This is a genomic window from Bordetella genomosp. 5 (assembly GCF_002261315.1).
GTDB lineage: Bacteria > Pseudomonadota > Gammaproteobacteria > Burkholderiales > Burkholderiaceae_B > Bordetella.
Map to the genome: position 1 here is coordinate 122,718 of NZ_NEVP01000008.1, position 23,381 is coordinate 146,098.

Genomic DNA, 23,381 nt, shown 5'->3' on the forward strand with positions numbered 1-23,381 from the left:
ATGGTCATCACTTCTACCCGCACTTTCCGCCTCCATGCCGCGCGCCGCGCGCTGCTGCTGGCCTGCCTCGCCGGTCCGGCAGCCGTCATGGCCAGCCCGGCCAGCGACGCCCTGCTCGAGCTGGGACGTGACGGTTTGATCCAGCGCAGTCTGTCTCTGAAGGACCTGGGCATCGGCAATCCTGTTGTGCTCGACCAAAGCGATAACCGCCAGGAATTCTTCCTGCCGGTGCCGCGCGGCGTGACCTTGACCGATGCCGCGCTGACGCTGGAAGGCAATTACCTGAAGGGCGAGGACGTGCCCGCCACGCTGAACGTGGCGATCGATGGACGTCCTCAGGTCGCGCAGCGCGTCGTGGATCGCGAAGGCAATCTGCATCGCGCCCTGCCGATCGAGCCGCGTGCGCGTGAATCGGGCTTCGTGCAACTCACCGTGAACTGGAGCTCGCCGATCGGCCTGCGCCTGTGCGAGTCGGACCGCCTCACGGCCAATGTGCTGACGCTGTCGCCCGACACGCGCCTGACCTACCGCTATCCCGCCCAGGCCGTGCGCGGCCTGGACGACACCTGGCACACGCTGCCGGGCCAACCAGTCCTGCTGGTGGCCGGTGGCAAGCTCGACAAGCAGAGCTTCGACGCGGCGTGGCGCGTGGGCGTCGCGCTCGAGCGCACCGGCAAGCGCGCGGTCGTGAAAAGCCTGCCCGCCGTGGGCGACGAGATCCGCCTGGCCGGCCTGCAGGTGCCCGCCGCGCTGAGCAGCATCCCGGCCTTTGCCGCCTTCGCGGGCAAAGACACGCACAAGATCGCCGACCCGGCCGAGGTCGGCGCCTTGATCGTGCTGGGCGGCGCGCAAGGGGATCTGGCGATCACCGATAGCGCGCTGACCGGCCAGATCGATCAGGCGCTGGATGCGCTCGCCGGGCAGTTGCAGAACGATGCCGACGCGGCCCGCGAACTCACGCAATGGCGTGAGCGCCATGCCACGCTCGCCAGCGACAAGCCGGCCGCGCAGCAGGTCAAGGTGGCGCTGCTCGGGCATCAGCCGATGATCTCGATCTCGCCGGACGCCGGCGCGCAAGCCGCCGGCATCTTCGACAGCATCTGGCGCCGCGTGCTCACGTCGCGCCAGGCCACGGTGTTCCAGGCCGGCCAGAACGCAGCCAGCCTGGGTGACACGACGCGCCTGACGGCGCTCGGCGCCTCCACCACGGTGTTCGATGTGGTGACGCGCGGCGACTGGAACATGACGTTCCCGCTGGCCGCCATCTCCAGCGATGGCCGCATTCCGGGCGAACTGGTGCTCGACCTGGCCGCCGCGCCCGGCGCGTCCATCACGAAGCCCGTGGCGTCGGTCATCTGGAACGGCGTGCTGCTCAATGCCAAGCAACTCGACGCGGACGGCCACCCGGAGCGGCTCGCCGCGCGGGTGCCGGGCTATGCGCTGGGCGTGACCAACAACCTGCGCGTGTCGTTCCAGCGCCAGCCCGTGTCGCCCAACTGTGCCGAAACGCCGCAGGGCTATCCGGTGAACGTGCTGCCTTCGAGCTTCGTGCGTGCCGGCAGCGCGCAACCGGACGGCACCTTCGTGGGCATCCTGCCGCTGCTGGCGGGCACGCCGCAGGTGCTAGTGCCGCAGACCGCGCTCGACGCGCCGGTGACGCCGCTGCGCAACCTGATCGCGCTGGCCAACGCCAGCGCCCTGTCGCCGGTGCGCGCCGAACTCGTGCTGGCCGACGGCGCACAGGCCGTCAAACCGACGAAGCCGTTCCTGTCGATGGGTGTGCCTGTCGACGGCGTGGCACCGGTCATCAATGTGGTCGACGGCAAGCGCCTGACCGTCCGTGGCAAGGCGCAGAACGACCAGCCCTGGCTCGACGTCGAAGGCCCGGACCGTCTCAGCACGGCGTCGGTGGTCAAGTCGGGCACGCAGAACGGCATTCTCTGGCAGGCACTCGGCGAGCATCCCGCGCGCTTCGCGGAGTCGTTCGTGCTGACCCGCGGCAACGCCGTGGTGCTGGGCGAACAAGGCGCGCTGGCCTGGATCGACACCACCGACCCCGGCCTGAGCCAACCGCCGGGCATGGGTGGCGGTCCGTTCTATGAATGGCGTCAGTATCTGGGCTGGGGTGTGCCGCTGCTGGGCGCCCTGATCCTGCTGGCGCTGGTGCTGGCCGTGATGGCGCGCCGCGCCCGGGCCCGCAGCGAGAAGAAGTAAGGACGGCGGGCGATCATGTCCTCGCTCTACCTGCCCTATCTGGTGGCGGACTACTATCGCGGCCTGGAGATCATGGCCGCGATCGTAGGCGTGCTCATCATGCTCTCGAGCCTCGATGATCTGTTCATCGATCTCTGGTACTGGGTGCGCGAAGCCTGGCGATCGGTCACGATCAAGCGGCGCTACAAGGCCCTGACGGCCGAGGAGCTGCGCGCCAAGCCCGAGCAGCCGCTGGCGATCATGGTGCCGGCCTGGCTCGAGTACGACGTGATCGCGCCCATGCTCGAGAACATGGTCGCCACGCTCGAGTACAAGAACTACATGATCTTCGCGGGCACCTACCAGAACGACGCCCGCACGATCCAGGAAGTCGAGCGCATGAAGCTGCGCTACCGCCAGCTCGTGCGCGTGGAGGTGCCGCACGATGGCCCGACCTGCAAGGCCGATTGTCTGAACTGGATCGTGCAGGCGATCTTCGCGCAGGACGCCAAGCAGGACGAGCCGTTTGCCGGCGTGATCCTGCACGACAGCGAAGACGTGCTTCACCCGCTCGAGCTGAAGTACTTCAATTACCTGCTGCCGCGCATCGACTTCATCCAGCTGCCCGTGACCTCGCTCGAACGTCACTGGCACGAGTTCGTTGCCGGCACCTACATGGACGAGTTCGCCGAGTGGCACACCAAGGATCTGGTGGTGCGCGAGAGCATGTCGCGCATGGTGCCGTCGGCCGGTGTGGGCACCTGTTTTTCGCGCCGCGCCCTGCTCGATCTGGCGGCCCAGACCCACAACCAGCCGTTCAACACGGATACCCTGACCGAGGATTACGACATCGGCGCGCGGCTATCGCAGCGCGGCATGAAGCAGATCTTCGGCAAGTTTCCGGTGGACTACGTCGCCAAGCGCCGGGGGCTCTTCGGCTGGGGCAAGGAACGCATGGTGGCGGTGCACATGCCGCTGGGCGTGCGCGAGTACTTCCCGAACACCTTCCGCACCGCCTACCGCCAGAAGGCGCGCTGGACGCTCGGGATCGGGCTGCAGGGCTGGCAGCAGGTCGGCTGGACGGGCTCGTTCGCGACCAAGTATCTGCTGTTCCGTGACCGCAAGGGCCTCTTCACGTCGTTCATCGCGATCGTGGCGTACCTGCTGCTGGCGCAGTTCGTCCTGTTCATGTTCATCAATGCGATGGGCTGGTGGACCGTGTTCTTCCCGTCGGCATTCGGGCCCAGCAGCTGGGTGCTGAACCTGATGTGGATCAACACGATCCTGCTGGGGCTGCGCCTGACGCAACGCGCGTATTTCGTGGGCCGCCTCTACGGATGGGAGCACGCCCTGCTGTCGGCGCCGCGCATGATCGTGGGCAACTTCATCAACGCCATGGCGGCGGCGCGCGCGTGGCGCCTGTACCTGGGCCACCTCATCTTCCGCAAGCGCCTGGTCTGGGACAAGACCATGCATGACTTCCCGTCGGCCGACCAGCTGACGCAGCAGCGTCTGCGTCTGGGCGATCTGCTGCTATCGTGGCGCGCCGTCGACGAGAACCATCTGCGTCAGGCGCTGGAAGCGCAGGCGACCGAACACCGCCCCCTCGGGCAAATCCTGCTCGAGCGCGGCTGGCTCGACGAGCCGACGCTGAACGAGGCGATCTCGTATCAGCACGGCAACGCCGCACCGAATCACCCCCCGTCGGCCTCGCCCCAACAAAGATCGAACCCAACATGATTGCATTCACGCGCCCCCTGCTGCTGGCCGCAGCCTTGTGCGCCGTTACCGGCGCCAGCCTGGTCCCCGCCGGCCCTGTCCTGGCGGCCGAAGAAGTCCCGCTGAGCGGCGAGGCCTTCGAGCTGGCCGACCAGGCCTACAAAAGCTACAACGCCGGCAAGTTCGCCGACGCGCTGACGCAGGTCAACGGCGCGCTCAAGACGCGTCCGGACGTCGCGCGGCTGCAGCTGCTGAAGGTCTACACGCTGCAGAAGCTCGGCCGCATCAAAGAGGCGCGCGAGGCCGCGCAGGCCGCGCTCAAGCAGGGGGTGGACGATCCGGGCCTGCGCGCCGCGGTGACCAACCTGCGCCAGGGCCCGGCCCCCGGCGCCGGCGCCGGCAATGGCCGCAGCGCCGCCTACAACCGCGCGTTCCCGATCGCCACCAAGGCCTACGCCGACTACAACCGCGGCGAGATGCAGGCGGCGGCCGCCGGCGCCGAGCGCGCGGTGCGCATCGATCCCTCGCAAGGCGAGTGGTCGATCCTGTGGGTGGACTCGTTGCAGGCGCAACAAAAATTTCCCGAGGCCGAGAAGGCGGCCACGGCCGCCATCGCACTGGGCGCGCCCAACAAGGGCGACCTAGAAGCGCGCCGCGCGGCCATCAAGCGCCGCATCGCCATCGATCCGGTCGCGGCCGCCTACCGCGAACTCGCCGTGGATCGGCCCGCCGCGGCCATCCCGCTCGCGCGCGAAGCCGTGGCGCTCGCGCCCGATGTCTCCAGCTACCGCCTGCTGCTGCTCACCACGCTGATGCTGGCCGACCAGCTCGACGCCGCCGAAGCCGCCGCCAGCGACGCGCTGGTGCAGGACGACGAAAACACCGTGGCGCTCGTGCTGCGCGGCTATCTGAAGCAGCGCCAGGGCAAGACCGCCGAAGCGAACGCCGATTTCGACGAAGCGCTCAAGCAGGACTGGCTCGACGACGATCAGCGCCGCAACATCCGCCTGATCGCCATCGACGGCGCCATCGCCGCGGGCGACTACGCGCGGGCGCGCAGCATCATCGAGCCCATGGACGCCAAGGACGAAGGCGTCGCACGGCGCCAGAAGCTCATCCGCGCGGGCAAGTCCGCGCCCATGCTGACGGCATCGAACTATCCCCCGCCGGCGCAGGCCTGCCGCGACACGCCGTACGGCACGCAGTGCGAGCTTGCGCCCTCGGACGAAGCCGGCGGCGGCAACAGCCCGGCCGCGCTGGCCTACGCGGCCTATGGCCGCCAGCACTACCAGGAAGCGATCGAGCAGGCCCAGCGCGCGGTCGCCGCGTCGCCCGATGACCCGGCCCTGCAGCAATTGCTGACGACCGCGCTCGCTTCGGGCAATGCCGCCCAGGCGGCGCAGGCCGAGCAACGGCTCGATGCCGCGCTGGCCAAGACCCCGCAGGATCCGTCGCTGCTGATGCAGCGCGCCTACCTGCGCCAGCGCACCGGCCGGCCCGAACTGGCGCTGCAGGATTTCCGTGCCGCGCGCGACACCGGCAAGGCACCGCCCACGGTGATCCTCGACGAGGCGTATGCGCTCTCGGCCACCGGCGATAACCGCCAGGCCGTCGAGAAGCTCAAACAGGCCATCGATCTGGACGACACCGGCAATCTGAAGCTCGATCCCCAGCAACGCGAGAACACGCGCGGCGCCATCGCCGGCCTGTCGCGAGAATGGGGCGCCATCGCCTCGATCGGCTATCGCGGCGCGCGCCCCGCCTCGAGCAGCCTGGACGGCGCGGCCATCAGCACCCCCGGAGACGCCGCGTTCAGCACGGCCGAAGTGTTCTGGCGTCCGCCCGCGACCAACAACCAGTACGGCACGCTGGAAGCCTACGCCCGCCTGTCGAACACGATCTACGAGGGCAGCAGCAAGTTCCAATCCACCCGCTTCGTGGATCCCTGCGGCATTCAGAACGACGTGGAAGTGACCGGTCCCGACGGCACCCTGCGCTCCCGCTCGGCCACCGGCTTCCCGAGCACCATCGGCTCGCTCGGCCTGCGCTACGCCTTGTCTGACACGGGCGTGTCGTTCGGCCTCGAGCGGCGCTTCTTCCTGGGCAGCGCCACGCGCCAGGGCTCGCTGAACCCGGCCTCGCGTCAGCTCCAGTGCGACATCCGCCAGCAGTTCGATCCGCGCCTGCAGAACGCGACCGCGTCGTACAAGCTGAACGGCGACGCGGGCGGCTGGATGACCTACCTGACCTACGGCTACTACTACGGCAACAGCCTGCGTTCCGACGTGCCGAGCTGGCTCACGATCGAAGGCTACTCGCAGCTGGGCTATGCGTGGGACAGCAACAGCGCGCGCTTCGACGTGCGCGGGATCGACTCGAATCTCAACACCGCCGACCGCTACCAGTCCCGCGGCAAGCTCTCGCGCGACCAGGCTTTTGCCTCCGCCGAGTTGCGCGTGGGTCAGAGCTTCCGCCTCGACCGCATCAGCAACAAGCTGGTTGTGTTTCCGCACGCGGTGCTCGCGACCGACTGGCTGTGGCAGAAGAGCCGTGTCAGCGGCGTCGATTACGGCGACCCGCTGGGCACGCAAAGCTACGCCCTGTCGGGCAACGGCAAGAGCTGGTCGATGGGCGTGGGCCCCGGTATCGACGTGCGCTACTGGTTCCGCGAAGACCACTACAACGCGGCCCGCTCTTATTTCAATGTGTCCATGCAGTACCGCACCCCTATCGGTGGCGGCGCGACCGAGCGCGCCAAGGGCTTCTTCATGAACATGACGATGTACTACTAGGCCGAGCCCGCCACTTATCACCAGGAGAATCGCTTGAGCACCCTCTTTCGCACCCTGACCGCCCTGCGCCGCCCCGCGGCCGCGGTTGCCCTCACCCTGGCCGGCCTCGGCGCGGCGCACGCGCAGGCCACCACGTCGTCGATCGTCTTCATGGGCAAGGACGGCTGGCTCTTCCCCGGCTGGGGCAGCCTGACCCAGGTCGACACGGCCGGCATCGACGCCTCGACCCAGCTCATCAAGGACACGCGCGACGCGCTGGCCAAACGCAACATCCAGCTCGAAGTGCTGGTGCTGCCGGACAAGACGCGCTTCTACGGCGACAAGCTGCCCGCCGACAAGTCGTTGAGCCCGGCCGTGCAGGGCCGCTACCAGACCATTCTGGGCAAGCTCAAGCAGGCGCAGATCCTCGCGATCGACGACGAGGCGGTGCTGCAGAAGGTCAAGCAGGGCGGCCAGGACGTGTTCTACCGCAGCGACCAGCACTGGACGCAGCCGGCGGCCGACGCCACCGCGGTCGCCGTGGCGGCCCAGATCAAGCAGAACGTCAAGCAGCTCGCGGGCAAGCCGGGCACCGGCATGCCGCTCGGCACGGTGTTCAACGAGCGTCGCTATGGCGACCTGGCCGAGCTGTTCCTGACGGCCGAGCAACGCAAGCAGATCGGCCGCGACACCTTCACGGTGCGCCGCCAGGCCGAAGGTCAGAGCCTGCTGGAGGATGCGCCCGCGCCGGTGCACGTGACCGGTCACAGCATGGTGCAGCCGTACTTCGGCTTCCCGCAGAAGCTGTCCAACGAGCTCGACCGTCCGGTCAGCGTCAACTGGAAGCCGGGTAACGTCGGCCACTGGACCATGCTGCTCGAGTATCTCGAGTCCCCCGCGTTCAAGCAGAACCCGCCGCAAGTGCTGGTGTGGCAGATGTTCGAGCCCGCCTACTCGCAGGGCCCGAACGCGCAAGGGCTGTGGGATAACGCCTCGATCATGAGCCCCGACACCTTCCGCAGCCGCATGCGCCGCGCACTGGGTCAATGAGCATGAGCACGCCGCAAGAGCCCGGCGAATCGGGCGCGCAGACCGCGCCCGGCATGGCCGCGGGCAAGTTGGCCGCGAAGGCCGGGGCGCCCGGTATCAAGAAGGCGGGTTCGCCCCCGCCGGATACCGGGCCCGAGCCGTCGCACCGGCTGACCGCCATCGTGGTCGCGAGTCTGCTGACCGTGGGCGGGCTGTCGGGCATGTGGATGCTGGCCAACGCCAAGGTCAGCGCCGATCAGCTCACGCCGTCGTCGTGGGCCGATGGTCACGCCGGGAATGCGCTCAATGCGGCGTTGCGCCTGCCGATTCAGGCAGAAATGGATACCGCCACCGCGGCCGCCCGCTATCGTCTGCTGGGCGATCTCGGCCCGCAGGTGACGATGGGTTGCCCCGACTGGCTCTATTACCGCGACGGCCTGCGTCCGCAACCCGGCGTGCGCGATGCCTATGAAGGCCGCATCACGCTGATGCGGCACTGGGTCGACCGCCTGCGCGAGCGCGGCGTGCAGGTGCTCGTGGTGCCGGTGCCCGACAAGTCGCGCATCCAGGCCGACGGACTTTGCGGCCTGCCCTACTCGCAGGCCATGCGTGACCGCCTGGACGACTGGCAGCGCGTGCTGGGCAGCTACAAGGTGCCCTATGTGGACCTGCGGCCCGCGCTCGCGCAGGGCACGGCGCCGCGCTTCTTTCATACCGACGTACACATGACGTCGGTGGGCGCGCAGGCGGCGGCCAACGCCGTCGCGCAGGCCGCCTTGCCGCTGCTGGGTGGACGCGGTCCTCAGGCTTTCAAGGTGGATCCGCCCGGGCCCGCCGTGCCGCGCATGGGCGATCTGATCGTGCTGGCCGGTCTGGAGCATGCGCCGCCGGCCTGGCGTCCGCCGCTGGACAAGGAACCCGAACAGACCATCGCCCCGGTGCGTGGCGGGGGCCTGCTCGACGACACGCCGCCCGTCGAGGTGCTGCTGGCAGGCAGCTCCAACGGCCGGCGCAGCCTGTTCGCCGAACGCCTGGGCGAAGGCCTGGGTCGCGAAGTCTGGAATCTGAGCCTGGATGGTGGCCAGTTTTCCGGCGCCCTGCTCGCGGCATTCCAGCAGCAGGACAAGTGGCCGAAGAGTCTGAAGCTGGTGATCTGGGAGTTCTCGGAAATGGCGCTTTCGCTGCCGCTCACGCCCGAAGAACGCAAGGCGCTTGCCGCGCTCAAATAACAACGACGACGCCGCGATGCTCTTCAACTCCTATCTCTTCCTGCTGGTCTTCCTGCCCATCACGCTGGCCGTGCACTACGCCGTCGGCTCGGTGAGCCTGCGCCTGGCCGCGCTCTGGCTGTGCATCACCTCGATCGTTTTCTATGGCTGGTGGAATCCGCAGTTCGTCGTGCTGCTGTCGGGCTCGATCGCCTTCAACTACATCGTCAGCCAGATCATCTTGAGCCTGGGCTCGCGGCCCAAGCTGCAGCTGCTCGTGACCGGCCTGGGCGTGGCGGGCGACCTCGCCCTGCTCTTTTATTACAAGTACTTCACGGCGCTGCTGGGCTTTCTGCATGGCATGGGCATGGGCAGCGGCGGCCCGATCGACGACATCCTGCTGCCGCTGGGCATCTCGTTCTTCACGTTCACCCAGATCGGCTACCTGCTGGACTGCCGCGCCGGCGTGGTCAACGAGCGCAGCCTGCTCTCGTACGTGCTGTTCGTGACGTTCTTCCCGCACCTGATCGCCGGCCCGATCCTGCATCACAAAGAGATGATGCCGCAGTTCGCGCAGCGCGATAACTACCGCTTCCGCTCCGAAAACCTGTCCATCGGCGGCATGCTGTTCCTGATCGGCCTGACCAAGAAGGTGGTGCTGGCCGACTCGATCGCGCCGTATGCCGACGCGGGCTTCGCCGAACCGGGATCGCTGCAGTTCTGGGCCGCCTGGGGCGCGAGCATGAGCTACGCCCTGCAGCTCTATTTCGATTTTTCGGGCTACTCGGACATGGCCCTGGGCCTGGCCAAGATGTTCGGCATCCGCTTCCCGCTGAACTTCAATTCGCCCTACAAGGCAACCAGCATCATCGATTTCTGGGCGCGCTGGCACATCACGCTGACCCGATATCTGACCGCCTATCTCTATTACCCGGTGGCCATGGCGGTGTCGCGCTGGCGCACCGACCGCGGCAAACCCGTGGGCGCGGCGGGCGTCGCGACCGCCGGCGGCTTCGCCTCGACCATCGTGCTCCCGACCGTCTTCACCATGGGGCTCGCCGGGATCTGGCACGGCGCCGGTCTGCAGTACCTGGTGTTCGGCCTGTTGCATGCCGGGTATCTGTCGATCAATCACGCCTGGCGCATCTTCGTGGTGGGCCGCCAGGCGGCCGTGTCGCGCAACCCCGGCCGCCTCGCCAAGATCTTTTATCTGCTGCTGACCTTCGCCGCGGTCCTGGTGGCCCAGGCCTTCTTCCGTGCGCACAGCACCGCGGATGCCTGGCTGCTGGTGCAGGGCATGATGGGCCTGCGCGGCTTCGAAGGCATGGAGACCTTCTCCTACCTGTCGGGCGTCTCGTTCGCGGACGGCTGGCGCATGCTGGCGGGCCGCCACATTCAGCTGCTGTACGTGATCGTGCTGCTGGCCATCGTGTGGTTCACGCCCAACGCGCACCAGATCATGGGCCGCTACTCGCCCGCCCTGGTGCGTCCGAATCCGGCGCCCACGCCGTGGATGCGCTGGCGGCCCAACCTGGCCTGGCTGGGCGTGATGCTGCTGATGCTGGCCCTGTGCCTGCTGAATCTGCACAAAGAAACCCGCTTCCTCTACTTCCAATTCTGACCTCACTGGAGCCGTCATGGACATGCAAGAACTCGAACAGCAAGTTGCCGACATCATCGAAGGCGTCATCCTCACCAAGGTCGATGCCGATACGCTGCTGGTGGAATCCGGCCTGATCGATTCGCTTTCGGCGGTGGACGTGGCGCTCGCCGTGGAACGCAAGTTCGGCGTCAAGATCCCGCCGACCGAGATCGACGTGCATCTGGAATCGGTGCAGGCGCTGGCGCAGTTCATCGCCGAAAACAAGCAAGGCTGATCGTTCACTCGCGCCGCCGCGCGCATCCGCAGCAGGAGTTCCGACATGCGCTTCGATTTCGATCTTTACGACTTCGCCGATACCGATGTCGCTGCGGAGGCGCCCGCCATCCAGGATGCCAGCGGCACGATGAGCTGGGGCGCGCTGCGCCAGGCGACCGACGCGTGGATCACGCGCGCGCGCGCCGCGGGTGTCGCCCCCGGCTATGCCCTGGTGATCTCGGGCCACAAGGAAGCCGGCTTCCTGGTGGCCATGCTCGCCTGCCTGCGCATGGGCGTGACCTACGTGCCGGTCGACACCATCAATCCGCAGCAACGCATCCAGCGCATCGGCGATATCGTGCAGGCGCCCGTGCGTTACGACGCGACGGCCGACCGCTTCGAGCCGGCCTGCGCCGACCCGCAGCCGCTCAGGCAGACCGGCCTGGCCTACATCATGTTCACCTCGGGCAGCACCGGGGATCCCAAGGGCGTGCAGATCGGCCGCGAAAGCGTGGCGCTGTTCGCCGGCTGGATCCGCGACTGCCTGAATCTGGGTCCGGCGCCCGCGTTCATGAACCAGATGCTGTTTTCGTTCGACTTCTCGTTGTTCGATATCTGCGGCGCGCTGGTGCTAGGCGGCGTGTGCGTGCTGTGCCCGCGCGAGGTGATCGGTCAGCGCGACCAGTTCGTGGGCTATCTGGCGCAGAACAAGATCGAGGTGTGGGCGTCCACGCCTTCGTTCGTGCGTCAGCAGCTCATCAACCCGGAGTTCAACCACGAACACCTGCCGGCACTGAAGGTGTTCGTGTTTGGCGCCGAATCGCTCACGCCGACGCTGGCCGAGGAGCTCTGGACGCGCTTTCCGTCGGTGCGCATCATCAACTCGTACGGGCCGACCGAAGCCACCTGCTCCACCACCTGGGTCGAGATCGACCCGGCCCTGCGTGCCCGCGCGCCCAATCCGTTTCCGATCGGCCGCGCCAAGCCCTACGCCGAGGTCTTCCTGGTGGACGGCGAAATCTGCATGTCGGGCGATCACGTCATGTATGGCTATCTGAACCGGCCCGATCTCGACCAGAACGTGCTGTTCACGCACAACGGCAAGCGGGCCTATCGCAGCGGCGACCTGGGCGTGATCGATGACCAGGGCCTCGTGACCTTCAAGGGCCGCAAGGACGACCAGATCAAGATGCACGGCTACCGCATCGAGCTGGCCGAAGTCGACGCCGCGCTCGCCACCCTGCCCGGCGTGCGCGCCGGCGCCACCGTCGCATTGCGCCGGCCGGACGGCACGCTCGTGCGCATGATCGGCTTCGTCGAGCTCACCCAGACCGCCGCGCCCGGACTGGGTCCGCTGCCCGACGCGCTGGCGAGCTGGAAAGACCTGCTGGCGGTGCGCATGCCGCCCTATATGATCCCGTCGGAACTGCTCGCCTGCGACGCGTTCCCGACGACCAACAGCGATAAAGTCGATCGCAAGAAACTCGAGCGCATGTACCTCGATGCGCGCACCAGCCGATCCTCGGAGAAAGCATGAACACCCTGTCGTCCCGCCTCCTGGCTGCCGCGCTGGCCGCCGCCGCCCTGAGCGCCACCGCCCCCGCCGCGGCCCAGGCCCAGGCCGAAGGCGCCTTCGCGCAGCTGTACGCGCCGCGCCCGCCCGCGGGCTCCTCCTTCGTGCGCGTGGTCAATCCCGGCACGGCGCCGATCAAGGTCAAGCTCGCCAGCGGCCCCGAGCAGGAAATCGGCCCCAAGCAGCGCGCCAGCAGCTATGCCATCGTCAAGGGCGGCCAGTCGTTCGAGATTCGTATCGACGGCAAGGTGGCCGGCTCGCTGCAGGTGCAACCGGACAGCTTCAACACGCTCGTGCCCACGCCGGGCGCCGCGCAGCCGTTCAAGGCGCTGGATGATTCCAATGGCAACCAGGATGCGCTGAAAGCGGAGATCCGGTTCTACAATCTGGCTCAGGATTGCCCCGCGGGCAGCCTGACGGTGGCCAATGGCCCCACGCTGTTCGCCGATGTGGCGCCGGCCAGCGCCAAGGCTCGGGCCATCAACCCGGTCACGGCGAGCCTCATGGCCACCTGCGGCCAGGCCGTCACCGCCGCCTGGCCCCTGCCCGCCCTGCAACCCGGCGACCATTACAGCCTGTTCCTGACCGGCAGCGCCGCCTCCCCCCAACTTTCGGGCCAGACCGGCCAGACCGACCCGTACACCCGCTAGGCAGCACCGCATGCGCACCGTATTTCGCGACGACCACGAGCTGTTTCGTGACCAGGTTCGCCGCTTCATCGCCGAAGAGATCAAGCCGCATTACGAGCAATGGGAACGTGATGGCGTGACGCCGCGCAGCCTGTGGCGCCGCGCGGGCGAAGAAGGTCTGCTGAATTGCGCGCTGCCCGATCCGTATGGGCTGGGCGGCGACGACGGGCATTCGGCCTGCGTCATCGAAGAGCTGGCGCGCGCCAATTATCTGGGCATCGGCTTCTCGATCCACTCGGATATGGTCTCGCCCTACATCATGCGGTATGGCACCGATGCGCAACGCGAACGCTGGCTGCCGCGCATGACCCGGGGCGAGCTGATCGGCGCGATCGCCATGACGGAGCCCGGCGCGGGCAGCGATCTCAAGGCCATCCGCAGCCGCGCCGTGCGCGAAGGCGATGGTTATGTGCTGAACGGCCAGAAGACCTTCATCACCAACGGCACGAACGCCGGCATCGTGGTGCTGGCCGCCAGTACCAATCCCGATCTCGGCGCGCGGGGCCTGTCGCTGTTCGCCGTGGAAGAAGGCACGCCCGGCTTCACCAAGGGCCCGCCCATCGCCAAGATCGGCCAGCATGCCCAGGACACCTGCGAGCTCTTCTTTACCGACGTGCGCCTGCCCGCCGACGCCCTGCTCGGCGAAGAGGGGCGCGGGTTCGAATACATGAACGAGCAGCTGGCCGGCGAACGCATGGCCATCGCATTGCGCGCGGCCGCCTCGGCCGAGGGCATGTTGCGCGAAGCCGTCACCTACACCAGCGAGCGCAAGGCCTTCGGCCGCCGCGTGCTGGACTACCAGAACAGCCGCTTCAAACTGGCCGATGCGCAGGCGCAGCTCACGATGTTGCGCGTGTTTCTCGACGACTGCCTGGCGCGCCAGATGGCCGGCACGCTCGACGCGCTGACGGCCGCCGTGGCCAAGCTCAACGCCACCGAGATTCAGGGCAAGGTGCTCGACGACCTGCTGCAACTCTACGGCGGCTATGGCTACACCACCGAGTACGGCATCGGCCGCGCCTGGGCCGACGCCCGCGCGCTGCGCATCTTCGGCGGCACCAGCGAAATCCTGCGCGAGATCATCGGCCGCTCGCTGTAAGGCGTCGCGTCCACCACTACAGGCGCGACGGGCACCGTCCGGGCAGCACGGCCGGACGGGCCGCCTTCAACCGCGGCGTGCCGCCTCGATCGCGGCGATGTCGATCTTGCGCATCGTCATCATGGCCTGGAAGGCGCGTTGCGCGACGCCCGGGTCGGCGTCCATGATCGCGTCGGTCAGCGCGCGCGGCGTGATCTGCCACGACACGCCCCACTTATCCTTGCACCAGCCGCAATCGCTTTCCTGACCGCCGTTGCTCACGATGGCGTTCCACAGGCGATCGGTCTCGGCCTGATCGTCGGTGGCGATCTGGAACGAGAACGCCTCGTTATGCCGGAACGTCGGCCCCCCGTTCAGGCCCAGGCACGGAATGCCCGCCACGGTGAATTGCACCGTCAGCACGTCGCCCTGCTGGCCGGCCGGATAGTCGCCGGGCGCATGCATGACACGGCCGACGCTGCTGTCGGGAAAGGTCTGCGCATAGAAACGCGCGGCGTCGAGCGCGTCGCGGTCGTACCAGAGGCAGATGGTGTTTTTGCTGAGCATGGGCGTCTCCCTGAAAATCCGGGCAGCTCGCGGGGCGCGTTGCGGACACGACGATGCAGAGGCCCCGGCGCGGCATCCGGCAGAACCAGCTTAGCCGCGTCGGCGCGTCAGATGCGTGACCAACGGTATGCGACGGCGCGGCCCGGCTCAGGCAGGCGCGATGCCTGCGGCGTTCCGACGCGACGGTTGCGTGGCGGTTGCGTGGCGGTTGCGTGGCGGGCCCGGCGCGGCGCCCGTTCAAACGGGGTCAGAAGTACGAGCGGCGCCAGTTGCGGCGCAGCGCCCGCGCCCGCTCGTCTTCGTTGGTGACCCACGGATCCACCGCAAAGCCCACCACCTTTTCCGCCCCGGTCTGCCGTGCCCACTCGAGCTGGCGCTGCACGCGCGCCCAGTCGGCCGAGCGCGCCTTGAAATCGGTGCCGTCCTTCTTCTCGGAGGGCAGCTCCTCGAACAGCTCGATGATCACGTCGAACGGCACGCCGCGCGCGCGCAGCATTTCGATCAGCGGCGCGAGCTTGGCCAGATTGGGCCAACCGGCCACGCCCACGCCGTCCTGCACCATCGGGCGCACCGGCGCGCGTTCGAGGATGCGGGTCCAGAGCTGGGTCAGTGTGCCGGGGGTTTCGAGCTGACTGAAGTAAGTGGAGACCGCGGGCGCGCCACGGTTGGCCGCCTGCGCGCCTTGCGCCAGCGCCTGCAGCCAGCCGCTCAGCATGTCCTGCCGCGTCGGATCCGCCCAGTGGTACTGCTCGATCTCATAGGGGATATACCAGCCGGCGAAGCGGCGGCGCTGCGGCCACGGGGACGCCGCCATGAAGGCCAGCGCCGCCTCGCGCGACTGCGTGAAGAAATCCTGCAACACGCGCGGGTCCTGCGCACCGATGGCGCTCCACCAGCGATTGTCGAACGGCAGGCCCACCCTCACGTTCATGCCCTGCACGCCGGCCGTCTCGAAGATGGTCTCCATCACCTCGTCGGGCACCAGCCAGTCGGGATCCTTGCCGCCCACGAGCCCCACCCACTGCAGCACCACCTCGCGGCAGCCCAGCGCATGCATCTCACCCATGCGCCGCCGCCACTGCGTGCGCGACAGCTCCAGATGGCTTCTCCAGGGCTGCAGAAAGCTGGCCTGCAGGCCGGGCGTAGTCGCACACCCCGCAAGGGCGCCAAGCCCCAGCACAGCCGGCGTGGACAGGGCCAGGCGCAACAGCCTGCGGCGGGTCGGGTTGAGGGAATTGGACGAATCCAGGACAGACGAATCGACGGGCATCGCTACTCACGCAATCGTGGCGGACCCGCGGCAACGCGCCGCCGGGCCTCGTTGCTAGATTATGCCCTCCGGACCCGATTTTGGGGCTCGCGCGGCGGAAGTATCCGGCATCGCCCCGTGAGAGGCATGGACCCAGACGGAAAAAGGTGCGTTGGGGCACTGGAGCCGGGTTCAGGCGTCGCGTCGTGGCACCTCGCGCTTCGCGACAGCGCGAGGGTTCAGAACATCGGGCATCCCGGGGTGAGGCCGCGGCTGCCATCGGAAAAGACATACCGCACGCAGGTCAGGTCGGGGCCGTTCTCGTCATGGCTTTCCCAGGTGCTGACGCCCACGCCGGTTCGCCATTGAATATCGCCGGCGATATAGCTGCCCTGCGGAATGTCGAATCGCTGATAGCGATTGTCCGCCAGGCCCGCCAGCGAGAACTCGAGACTCACCCGCTTGCCGCCCGCTTCTTCGAGCATCAGACGCGCCTTGCCGGGATTGATGCGGGCATGCGTGCCGAATCGGATCTCGATCGCGGTCAGCGCGTGATCCCGGGACATTGCGATCAGGTCCTTGTCGATGTGCAATTTGATGCGCCGGGTCTTTTCGAGCGCCGGGCTGGCCACCAGCCGGCGCGTGCCGGGCACGCGATACCGCTCGAACCCGCGCAGCAGGTCCTTGCGCACGTAAAAGGGCCTGTCGGGCACCTGCAGATAATTTGAGTCGATCAGGGCCTGCACGCAGCTCGCGTAGCTGTCCCACGGAAACTTGTCCCAGACCTTCCACTTGTTGATATACATGACCTTGGGCGCGGCCTGCCGGATCTGCCCGCAAGCATCGATGGCGATCCCGAACTTCGGCTGCTCGTTGTATTTTTCTTGCCAGGGCAAATAGAAGAAATGGCCCGACGCAGGCAAGCGGTGCGATACCAGGTATTCGATGTTCATGAACGAATAGGCGATGATCCGATCACCCTCGTCGGTGAAATCCGCCACCAGGCGCGAAAATTCCGTCTGCACCGGTACCGGCTGCGATTCGATCTTCTGCTGGTCTCCGGGCAGCAGCAGAGAGACCTTCGCCAGACACAGCAGCAAGAACGCCAGCAGCAGCGGCCGGGAGGCAGGCGACTTGGTATCGACCGCGCTCAGGCTCAGCCCGATCAGGGGCAGGATCGCGTAGAAGTACGGCATGCCGTGCACGTCCGCGCCGCGCATCAGCAAGCTGCACAAACCGGCGAGCACCAGCAGCGTCCGCCACGGAAAGCGCGCGTCTTTCCTGGCCAGCATCGAGGCGCTCAGCAGCACGGCGACGAGCGACAGTACATGCGCGAAGTCGGCGGTGGCGACGGATAGCGCGTTCCAGATCAGCGCCATGCCGGGCTGCAGTCCAGAATAGAACGGCAGCACCTTCGCATTCAGATAAAGATGAAAGGCCATAAAGCCCGCGAAAGACCCGTATACCCCCAGAAAAACCACATTCGCCAACACACCCAGCGAGGCGCCGATCACGGCAGCGCGCAGGCTTTTTTGCCTCAATGACGCGATAAACAGCAGCCCCGCGATCGGCAGATACGTGACGGCCAGGAACGGAAGCGAAGCGATCAGGGCGGCTGCCGGGATCACCCGCGACGCCGTCAGCGCCGCGGGACAAAGGATCGCAGGGATCGTGTACTGCGCCAGAATCATGACCAGCAAAATGCCCGCAAGGGTTTGATACTGGTACATATGCCCGTATATCTCGGGCAACAGTATGAGGATGATCGTCTTGGCGGCGACCGACGCCATGACGCGGTGCGCGCCATGCTTCAAGGCGGGCGATGTGGTGATGGACAGTACGGCCAGCACCTGCAGCAGCGCGATGAATGCGCGGTGGCCGGCGATCCCGACGTCGCCGAGCTTCTCGAGCACCAGCCCCGGCAAGAACGTAAGTGGACCGTGATGATTGAAAATGTCGGCATAGAGCCGCATCCCTGCCGCCATCATCTTCGCGGTCACGATGGTCTCGGACTCGTCACCCCACTCCCGATAATCGAGCAGCAGGTATTGATAGCGCAGACTCAGGCCGGCAAACAGAAGCAGCAACAGCGCGAACAGCCACGCGTAAATACGGCGCCCGTGGGTCAGGAACATTTTCTCAAGGCATCCCGACATCGCCCCGACCTTATGCCACATCGTATTTACCCAGGCAGGCTCGAAAAAGAATGGTCAGCACGGCCCAATTGCCCTTGAAGCCGTTGATCTTGGTCGGGACTTCGCCGACCGGATAGCGCCTGGCCGTCGGCACCTCGCGGCACACGTAGCCGAGCTGCGGGACCCGGCATGACAGATAGGCCAGCAGCTCGTAGGTCATGAAGACATCGCGGAACGGGGCGATCCGGGGATCCAGCAACATCCGGCGGCTGTAGGCGCGGAAGCCCTGCGTGGTGTCTGTCCAGCGGAATCCCGAAGCGATGCTCAAGCACGGCGCATGGATACAGCGGATCGCGAAAGCGCGTGACGCCGGCGTGTTCACGGCCACCCCGCCCGGCAGAAAGCGCGACCCTTGCGCAAAATCGACGCCGTCCTGCAGCGCGTCGATAAAGCGCGGTATGGCTTCGGGATCGTCCTTGTCGTTGCCATCGAGGGTGATGATGCCCTCGTAACCCTGATCCAGCGCAAAGGCATAGGCACATCGAAGCTGGGCGCTCAGCTTTCCGGGGCCGGTTTTGATCAGCAAACCGCGCACGCCCAACTGGCGCAGCATGTCCGTTGCCAGCGAGCCATCGGTGCTGCCCCCGTCGACGATGACGATGTCCGCGATCGCAGGAATATGCTGGTGTTGCATACGCCCGAGCAGGCGTTTGATTCGCTCGCCTTCGTTGATGACGGGAATCACGACGCAATAGGGATGGCGCCTGCCCGACCACAGGGGGATGTCCATGGCGGGCACGCGCCAGGCGGCCCGGCCCGCGGGAGAGATCTCGTGTCTGGTGTTCATGTTTTATGCAAGCCGTGCCGTGATGAGTGCCACCCCTGCCATCACAAGCAGGATGCCGACGCCCGTGCTCCATTGAAACGGCTCACGGAACAGCACGACGGACGCGCAGGCGACCGTGGCGATCGCACCGGCCGTCAGGATCGGGTGCGCGACGTGCAGGGGAAGCCTGGCCAACGCCGCGGCATAGAGCAGAAAGGCGGCGCCGTACAGGCCCAGGCCCAGCCAGAACGGCCAGTTGACCAGCGCGGCGACGGGATCGGTGAGAGAGGGAAACTTTCTGGGTGCCGTCATGGCCAGCTTGACCAGGACGCTCGCCGACGCGTTGGCGACGATGCCGAGCAACAGAATCAACCACTTCATCCGGCTGCCCCCGGTGCGGTGCGATAGCACGCGAGCGCGCAGGTCAGCGCCCGCTCGATCGCCTGAAGATGAGGCTCATCGCGTGCCGCGAGCATTTCGATCGACACCACGTGATCGGGAAGATGGCGCCGCAATGCGGCGTGCATCCGCCGATGGTCGGTGCCCCCCTCGCCCAGGGGCAGCAGGTCGGGCTCACTGGCATGCACATGCCCGATCAGGCCGGCGCTGCGCAGCAGCAGGTCTTCGGGCGACTCCTGGTTGATCGTCAAGGCGCCGGTGTCGAACTGCATGCGGATCGACGCGTGCCCCACTGCGTCGACGACCTCGACCGTCTCGGCGCTGGTGGTCATGAAGTTGCAGCCGTAACGCGCGGGATTCGGCTCCAGGCATACGAGGACACCGTGCTCCCGCGCCACGGCGCCCAGGCGGCGGAAGAAGCCGACGGCGTGATCGAAGGCGTCGGCATCGCGCCAACCCGTGCGGTCACGGTTCTTGGGAGACCCGAACACCAGGCGCGTGGCGCCCAGGCGCGCGCCGATGCGGCACACGGCCCGCAGATGCGCCAGCATCGCTTCCTGACGCTCGCTCGCGCCGAACAGATTCAGCCCCGTCGTGCCGAACAGCAGCGCCTGCATGCCCGTCAGCGCGATGCCGCGGTCGGCCCACCATCGGCCGACGTGATCGATGTCGTGGTCGGTGGCCCTGGCGGGATCCGGGAAGTACTTGCCGGGCGCGATATCGATGGCGTCCACGGCGAACCGGGCCAGCAGGCTGGCGACGCAGGCGTCCTCGGTGGTATCCCAGGCGATGTTGGAGATCGCGAGCCTCACGATGCGTCTCCGGGGCCGGTCTGCACGGTCAGCGGTTCGGACTGGGCATAGGCCCGGATCGCCTGGATGGTTTCGCGCGCGCTGTACTGATACGGGCCGGGCGACCCGAAGCGTGGCGCATGCCGGCTTGTCATGTCGTAGCGTGCGGGCGGCGCATCCAGTGTCTGCGCGAAGCGCCGTCCGAATCCATGCAGCGCCACGTCCGCCACGCTGATGGGTTCGGCGGTCAGATGCACCAGGGACAGGCCCGCCGCCAGCGCGGCCTGGATGTCATACCAGAGGTTGATCATGGGATAGAACTGGAATATCCCGCGACTCTCGATGGCCTGGAGATTGTTGTGGTTCAGGAAATCGAAAATCACGTTCTTGCGTAATCCCGGCCCGACCAGACCCGGCAAGCGGACGATCAGAGGCCGGGCAAACGTCTGCTCGACGAAGGTTTCGAGCTGCCGGCGATGCAGGCCGTAAGGATGCAGTCCCCGCTCATCGACCCGTGTGGCTTCGTCGACGTTGGCCGGCTGTTTGAAAACATCCACCGTGCTGATCAGGATGAAGGTCTTGCACGTGATCGTTCGGAGGTGGTCCGTCAGGCCTTCGATACGCGCACGGTCGGCGGCGGGATCGCGATTGGCGAGCCACTTCTGTGCCGGGGCGCCCGCGCACACGACGACATCGAACTCCCGATGCGCGATCTCCGCGATATTGGTCGAACGATAGAGCGCGGCAAACCGCGCCTGCCTGAGCAGCGTGGTGCCGACAAAACCGGAGCATCCGATCAGAGCGTTTTGATTCATGACGCCAGCGCCACCGTGAAATCTTCCGTCTCGAGCTTTTCGAGCACGTCGTAAATGTTGTCGATTTTTCCGCCCAGCACCGAATAGCAGCCGGGCAGGTCCGCGTGTTTTTCGAAGAGAATGGGCCGGCCGTCGTCCACTTCGTTTTTCATCAGCACCGTCTTTACCTCGAAGAGCGATTCCACATACTTCGCATCGCTCACCGCCGGCAGATAACGGCCCACGTCTCGCACCATCCGGTCGACCCGCGTGACGCGGTCGTAGTGACCGAGCCGCTCGTAGGGGTCGGCACCGCGCTGGTCCTGCCACTGGCAGTGCGGGGTATAACGGACGTGTGACAGGGTGTGCAGGCCGCGCGCGGGAAAGGGCATCATCGAAAAGAACGGGCCGTCCATTACGGTCACGCCGATGTCCTCGAGCACGGCGGGCACCTGCATCAGCGCCATCTCGGTCACTTCCTGCTTGAGGCGCGTCTGCGTGCCGGGAAAATCGCCGGAGAATTGATTGAGCCCGCTGTAGGTGCAGTTGAAAACGTAGCGGCAGCGGATGGGCGAGCGCTCGCCCGACTTCGCCTCGGTCGCGACGCTCAGGCGCGGGTCGGTCGCCGACCGGAAGATCGCCAGCGCGCGGTTGGAGGTCTGGATCTCGACGCCCGCCTCCCGCAGCGCATCGACGGCCCACGCCGCCAGCCGGGTCGCGTCGAAGGCGTACTCCTCGACCAGAAACACGTCTTCGATCAGCCTCGGCTCGAACAGCCTTTTCAGGCCGGGCTCCGCAGGCTTGATGCTGGCGCCGATCTCGCGGCAGAAGCGCTCGAACTGCCTGGCCGTGACCTTGGAATTGCGTCTTGCGATCGCGTACAGCTTGACGAAGTCGCGCTTGACCGCCTGCGGCCAGTCGTGCACGAAGCGCGGCATGTTGATCCGGCTGCGGAAGGCCGTCGTGAAGCTTCGGGGATAGTGATAGCCGTTGTGCACGCGCGCCTGGTTGTTGTACGACGCGCGTGACAGCAGCGTGCGCTCGCGCTCCAGCAGAACGACGCGCCGCATGCCGCGATGTCTGGCTAGGTAGATGGCGATCGCGGCGCCGTAGAAGCCGCCGCCGATGACGACGGCATCCGCGTCCGAATCCGGAAACGACACGTTCATGCCGCGGCCTGATCCGAGGGGCGGGAATCGCGCGCCGCCGTTGGCGAAACACTCTCGATATTCAGCTTTTCGCGGCGGCTGATGCGCGTGCTCGTGAACTCCTGGCCCACGTGATAAAGCGGCCCCTCGTTACTGAGGCTCGCCATATGCAGCACATATTCGCCCAGCACCAGCAGCACGAGCGAAATCAGGAAAAACATGCCCGACAGCTGGGAAGACAGGCTGACCCAACCGGGCGCCACGTCGGATTTGAACAGCGCGACGGCGACCACGTACAGCGAATAAACCAGATTGGCGAGCGCGCCGAACAGCGACAGCGAGGTGACGAGCCGCATCGGCGCATGCGTCGTGGAAACCAGCAGCCGCGTGCCGCGATCGATGCTTTCGCGAAGTTTTTTGGTGTTGTTGGCGCGCGGCGGGGTGCTGTACTCGAGATTGATGCGCGCGAATCCCGCGGTGGCCGGCAGGTGCCGATAAGACACGGCCGGCTGGGGATGCTGCATGATGAAGTTCACGACGCGCTTGCTCAGCAGACGATACTGGGGCGCGTCCTTGGCCAGATGAATGCCGTTGAAGACCTTGTACAGAAAGTTAAAGGCGGCGCACGCGGCGCGATACGCCAGGCTGCGGGGCGGCTTCTGGCGGTTGTTGGCGAACACCACGTCCGCCCCCAGCACCGCCTTATCGAGCATTTCGGGCAGAAAGCCGATGTCGTCGAGCATGGGATCGATCACCGCCACGAAATCGCCCAGCGCATTTTCCAGCCCGACCCACGACGCGGTGTCGCCATCGACCTCTTTGGTGAGCGCATACACCTGCATGTCCGGGTAGCCCGAATGCCCGGTCAGGTTTTTGAGGACGCAGATGCTGTCGTCATCGGACGCGTTGTCGACGATGATCAGCTCGCACGCGGGCACCAGCGATGACAGTTTTTCGGTGGCGTTCCGGACGATGCTCTCCAGCTGATGGGCCTGGTTGCGCACCACATAGACGACCGATAGAAATACCGGGAAAAATGCCATTCTCTTGGTCCCTTCCGAGCCTGCGATCGCTATGCAATCGCGCATATCCGCAAAATTTTTTCATCCTAAATTTCGCGAGGGCCGAAGACTCACACACATCCTCGCAATGAATGGAAGAAACGCCATTGCGGCGGCGCGGTTGCGGCAGCGCGGTTGCGCCGACGACGAGGCGCGCCCAGAGCGGCGCCGGCGCAGAACCACCCAGGCGGCGCGGGCGCATGTCAGGACGGGATCGGTGTGGCGGGAAGCGAGCGCGACGCCGGTTCAGGGCGGGGCGACTCGGGCGCGTCGGGCCGGAAAGAATGGAAAGG

The 23,381-nt window shown here is 66.6% G+C and carries 19 protein-coding genes; 10 read left to right on the forward strand and 9 right to left on the reverse strand.

The genetic code is table 11. The features are described from left to right. From CAL25_RS14100 to CAL25_RS14145, 10 genes are read left to right on the forward strand one after another with little or no spacing between them, the layout of a single operon-like run. Positions 1-2,214 (forward strand): hypothetical protein, encoded by a 2,214-nt coding sequence (locus CAL25_RS14100; RefSeq protein WP_094801016.1) that lies wholly within the window; start codon positions 1-3, stop codon positions 2,212-2,214. A 15-nt stretch (positions 2,215-2,229) separates the two neighbouring features. Next, positions 2,230-3,933 carry a glycosyl transferase family protein gene (locus CAL25_RS14105; protein ID WP_170948496.1) on the forward strand — a complete coding sequence of 568 codons (1,704 nt, stop codon included), beginning with the start codon at positions 2,230-2,232 and terminating at the stop codon, positions 3,931-3,933. Continuing rightward, positions 3,930-6,704 carry an NfrA family protein gene (locus tag CAL25_RS14110; RefSeq protein WP_094801020.1) on the forward strand — a complete coding sequence of 925 codons (2,775 nt, stop codon included), beginning with the start codon at positions 3,930-3,932 and terminating at the stop codon, positions 6,702-6,704. The genes CAL25_RS14105 and CAL25_RS14110 overlap by 4 nt, the downstream gene beginning before the upstream one ends. Positions 6,705-6,737: 33 nt before the next feature. Next, complete coding sequence (locus CAL25_RS14115; protein ID WP_432759239.1) at positions 6,738-7,733, forward strand: alginate O-acetyltransferase AlgX-related protein; 996 nt, start codon at positions 6,738-6,740, stop codon at positions 7,731-7,733. A gap of 2 nt (positions 7,734-7,735) precedes the next feature. Further along, positions 7,736-8,941 (forward strand): alginate O-acetyltransferase AlgX-related protein, encoded by a 1,206-nt coding sequence (locus CAL25_RS14120; protein ID WP_249279079.1) that lies wholly within the window; start codon positions 7,736-7,738, stop codon positions 8,939-8,941. Next, positions 8,925-10,541, forward strand: coding sequence for an MBOAT family O-acyltransferase (locus tag CAL25_RS14125; protein WP_249279080.1), 1,617 nt, complete (start codon positions 8,925-8,927; stop codon positions 10,539-10,541). The genes CAL25_RS14120 and CAL25_RS14125 overlap by 17 nt, the downstream gene beginning before the upstream one ends. 16 nt (positions 10,542-10,557) lie before the next feature. Continuing rightward, a complete protein-coding gene (locus CAL25_RS14130; protein WP_094801024.1) occupies positions 10,558-10,797 on the forward strand; it encodes an acyl carrier protein in 240 nt (79 codons plus the stop codon). A 45-nt stretch (positions 10,798-10,842) separates the two neighbouring features. Continuing rightward, a complete protein-coding gene (locus CAL25_RS14135; RefSeq protein ID WP_094801026.1) occupies positions 10,843-12,315 on the forward strand; it encodes an AMP-binding protein in 1,473 nt (490 codons plus the stop codon). Continuing rightward, on the forward strand, positions 12,312-13,001 hold the full coding sequence (locus CAL25_RS14140; RefSeq protein WP_094801028.1) for an alginate O-acetyltransferase AlgF: 690 nt from the start codon (positions 12,312-12,314) through the stop codon (positions 12,999-13,001). The genes CAL25_RS14135 and CAL25_RS14140 overlap by 4 nt, the downstream gene beginning before the upstream one ends. Before the next feature lie 10 nt (positions 13,002-13,011). Further along, on the forward strand, positions 13,012-14,139 hold the full coding sequence (locus tag CAL25_RS14145; RefSeq protein WP_094801030.1) for an acyl-CoA dehydrogenase family protein: 1,128 nt from the start codon (positions 13,012-13,014) through the stop codon (positions 14,137-14,139). Between the two features lie 66 nt (positions 14,140-14,205). Here CAL25_RS14145 and CAL25_RS14150 read toward each other — a convergent pair whose 3' ends face one another. The 9 genes from CAL25_RS14150 to CAL25_RS14190 form a co-directional block, all read right to left on the reverse strand. Further along, on the reverse strand, positions 14,206-14,685 hold the full coding sequence (locus CAL25_RS14150) for a VOC family protein (protein WP_094801032.1): 480 nt from the start codon (positions 14,683-14,685) through the stop codon (positions 14,206-14,208). Positions 14,686-14,932: 247 nt separating this feature from the next. After that, complete coding sequence (locus CAL25_RS14155) at positions 14,933-15,955, reverse strand: DUF4434 domain-containing protein (RefSeq protein ID WP_094801034.1); 1,023 nt, start codon at positions 15,953-15,955, stop codon at positions 14,933-14,935. Positions 15,956-16,173: 218 nt separating this feature from the next. Beyond that, positions 16,174-18,069, reverse strand: coding sequence for a hypothetical protein (locus tag CAL25_RS14160; protein WP_094801036.1), 1,896 nt, complete (start codon positions 18,067-18,069; stop codon positions 16,174-16,176). A gap of 31 nt (positions 18,070-18,100) precedes the next feature. Next, positions 18,101-18,916 carry a glycosyltransferase family 2 protein gene (locus CAL25_RS14165; RefSeq protein WP_094801038.1) on the reverse strand — a complete coding sequence of 272 codons (816 nt, stop codon included), beginning with the start codon at positions 18,914-18,916 and terminating at the stop codon, positions 18,101-18,103. Between the two features lie 3 nt (positions 18,917-18,919). Then, positions 18,920-19,276, reverse strand: coding sequence for an SMR family transporter (locus CAL25_RS14170; RefSeq protein WP_094801040.1), 357 nt, complete (start codon positions 19,274-19,276; stop codon positions 18,920-18,922). After that, positions 19,273-20,106 (reverse strand): sugar phosphate isomerase/epimerase family protein, encoded by an 834-nt coding sequence (locus tag CAL25_RS14175; RefSeq protein WP_094801042.1) that lies wholly within the window; start codon positions 20,104-20,106, stop codon positions 19,273-19,275. Before CAL25_RS14175 ends, CAL25_RS14170 begins: the two co-directional genes overlap by 4 nt. After that, positions 20,103-20,900, reverse strand: coding sequence for an NAD(P)-dependent oxidoreductase (locus tag CAL25_RS14180; RefSeq protein WP_094801044.1), 798 nt, complete (start codon positions 20,898-20,900; stop codon positions 20,103-20,105). The genes CAL25_RS14175 and CAL25_RS14180 overlap by 4 nt, the downstream gene beginning before the upstream one ends. Then, a complete protein-coding gene (locus CAL25_RS14185) occupies positions 20,897-22,048 on the reverse strand; it encodes an NAD(P)/FAD-dependent oxidoreductase (RefSeq protein WP_094801046.1) in 1,152 nt (383 codons plus the stop codon). The genes CAL25_RS14180 and CAL25_RS14185 overlap by 4 nt, the downstream gene beginning before the upstream one ends. After that, the gene (locus CAL25_RS14190) at positions 22,045-23,070 is read right to left on the reverse strand and encodes a glycosyltransferase (RefSeq protein WP_094801048.1); all 1,026 of its coding nucleotides are present in this window, start codon (positions 23,068-23,070) and stop codon (positions 22,045-22,047) included. The genes CAL25_RS14185 and CAL25_RS14190 overlap by 4 nt, the downstream gene beginning before the upstream one ends. Positions 23,071-23,381 lie beyond the last annotated feature (311 nt).

What these genes read in the sequence shown, in the direction of transcription:
- CAL25_RS14100 (WP_094801016.1), top strand. Translation starts at nt 1, where the DNA reads ATGGTCATCACTTCTACCCGCACTTTCCGCCTCCATGCCGCGCGCCGC.
- CAL25_RS14105 (WP_170948496.1), top strand. Translation starts at nt 2,230, where the DNA reads ATGTCCTCGCTCTACCTGCCCTATCTGGTGGCGGACTACTATCGCGGC.
- CAL25_RS14110 (WP_094801020.1), top strand. Translation starts at nt 3,930, where the DNA reads ATGATTGCATTCACGCGCCCCCTGCTGCTGGCCGCAGCCTTGTGCGCC.
- CAL25_RS14120 (WP_249279079.1), top strand. Translation starts at nt 7,736, where the DNA reads ATGAGCACGCCGCAAGAGCCCGGCGAATCGGGCGCGCAGACCGCGCCC.
- CAL25_RS14130 (WP_094801024.1), top strand. Translation starts at nt 10,558, where the DNA reads ATGGACATGCAAGAACTCGAACAGCAAGTTGCCGACATCATCGAAGGC.
- CAL25_RS14135 (WP_094801026.1), top strand. Translation starts at nt 10,843, where the DNA reads ATGCGCTTCGATTTCGATCTTTACGACTTCGCCGATACCGATGTCGCT.
- CAL25_RS14140 (WP_094801028.1), top strand. Translation starts at nt 12,312, where the DNA reads ATGAACACCCTGTCGTCCCGCCTCCTGGCTGCCGCGCTGGCCGCCGCC.
- CAL25_RS14145 (WP_094801030.1), top strand. Translation starts at nt 13,012, where the DNA reads ATGCGCACCGTATTTCGCGACGACCACGAGCTGTTTCGTGACCAGGTT.
- CAL25_RS14150 (WP_094801032.1), bottom strand. Translation starts at nt 14,685, where the DNA reads ATGCTCAGCAAAAACACCATCTGCCTCTGGTACGACCGCGACGCGCTC.
- CAL25_RS14155 (WP_094801034.1), bottom strand. Translation starts at nt 15,955, where the DNA reads ATGCCCGTCGATTCGTCTGTCCTGGATTCGTCCAATTCCCTCAACCCG.
- CAL25_RS14160 (WP_094801036.1), bottom strand. Translation starts at nt 18,069, where the DNA reads ATGTTCCTGACCCACGGGCGCCGTATTTACGCGTGGCTGTTCGCGCTG.
- CAL25_RS14165 (WP_094801038.1), bottom strand. Translation starts at nt 18,916, where the DNA reads ATGAACACCAGACACGAGATCTCTCCCGCGGGCCGGGCCGCCTGGCGC.
- CAL25_RS14170 (WP_094801040.1), bottom strand. Translation starts at nt 19,276, where the DNA reads ATGAAGTGGTTGATTCTGTTGCTCGGCATCGTCGCCAACGCGTCGGCG.
- CAL25_RS14180 (WP_094801044.1), bottom strand. Translation starts at nt 20,900, where the DNA reads ATGAATCAAAACGCTCTGATCGGATGCTCCGGTTTTGTCGGCACCACG.
- CAL25_RS14185 (WP_094801046.1), bottom strand. Translation starts at nt 22,048, where the DNA reads ATGAACGTGTCGTTTCCGGATTCGGACGCGGATGCCGTCGTCATCGGC.
- CAL25_RS14190 (WP_094801048.1), bottom strand. Translation starts at nt 23,070, where the DNA reads ATGGCATTTTTCCCGGTATTTCTATCGGTCGTCTATGTGGTGCGCAAC.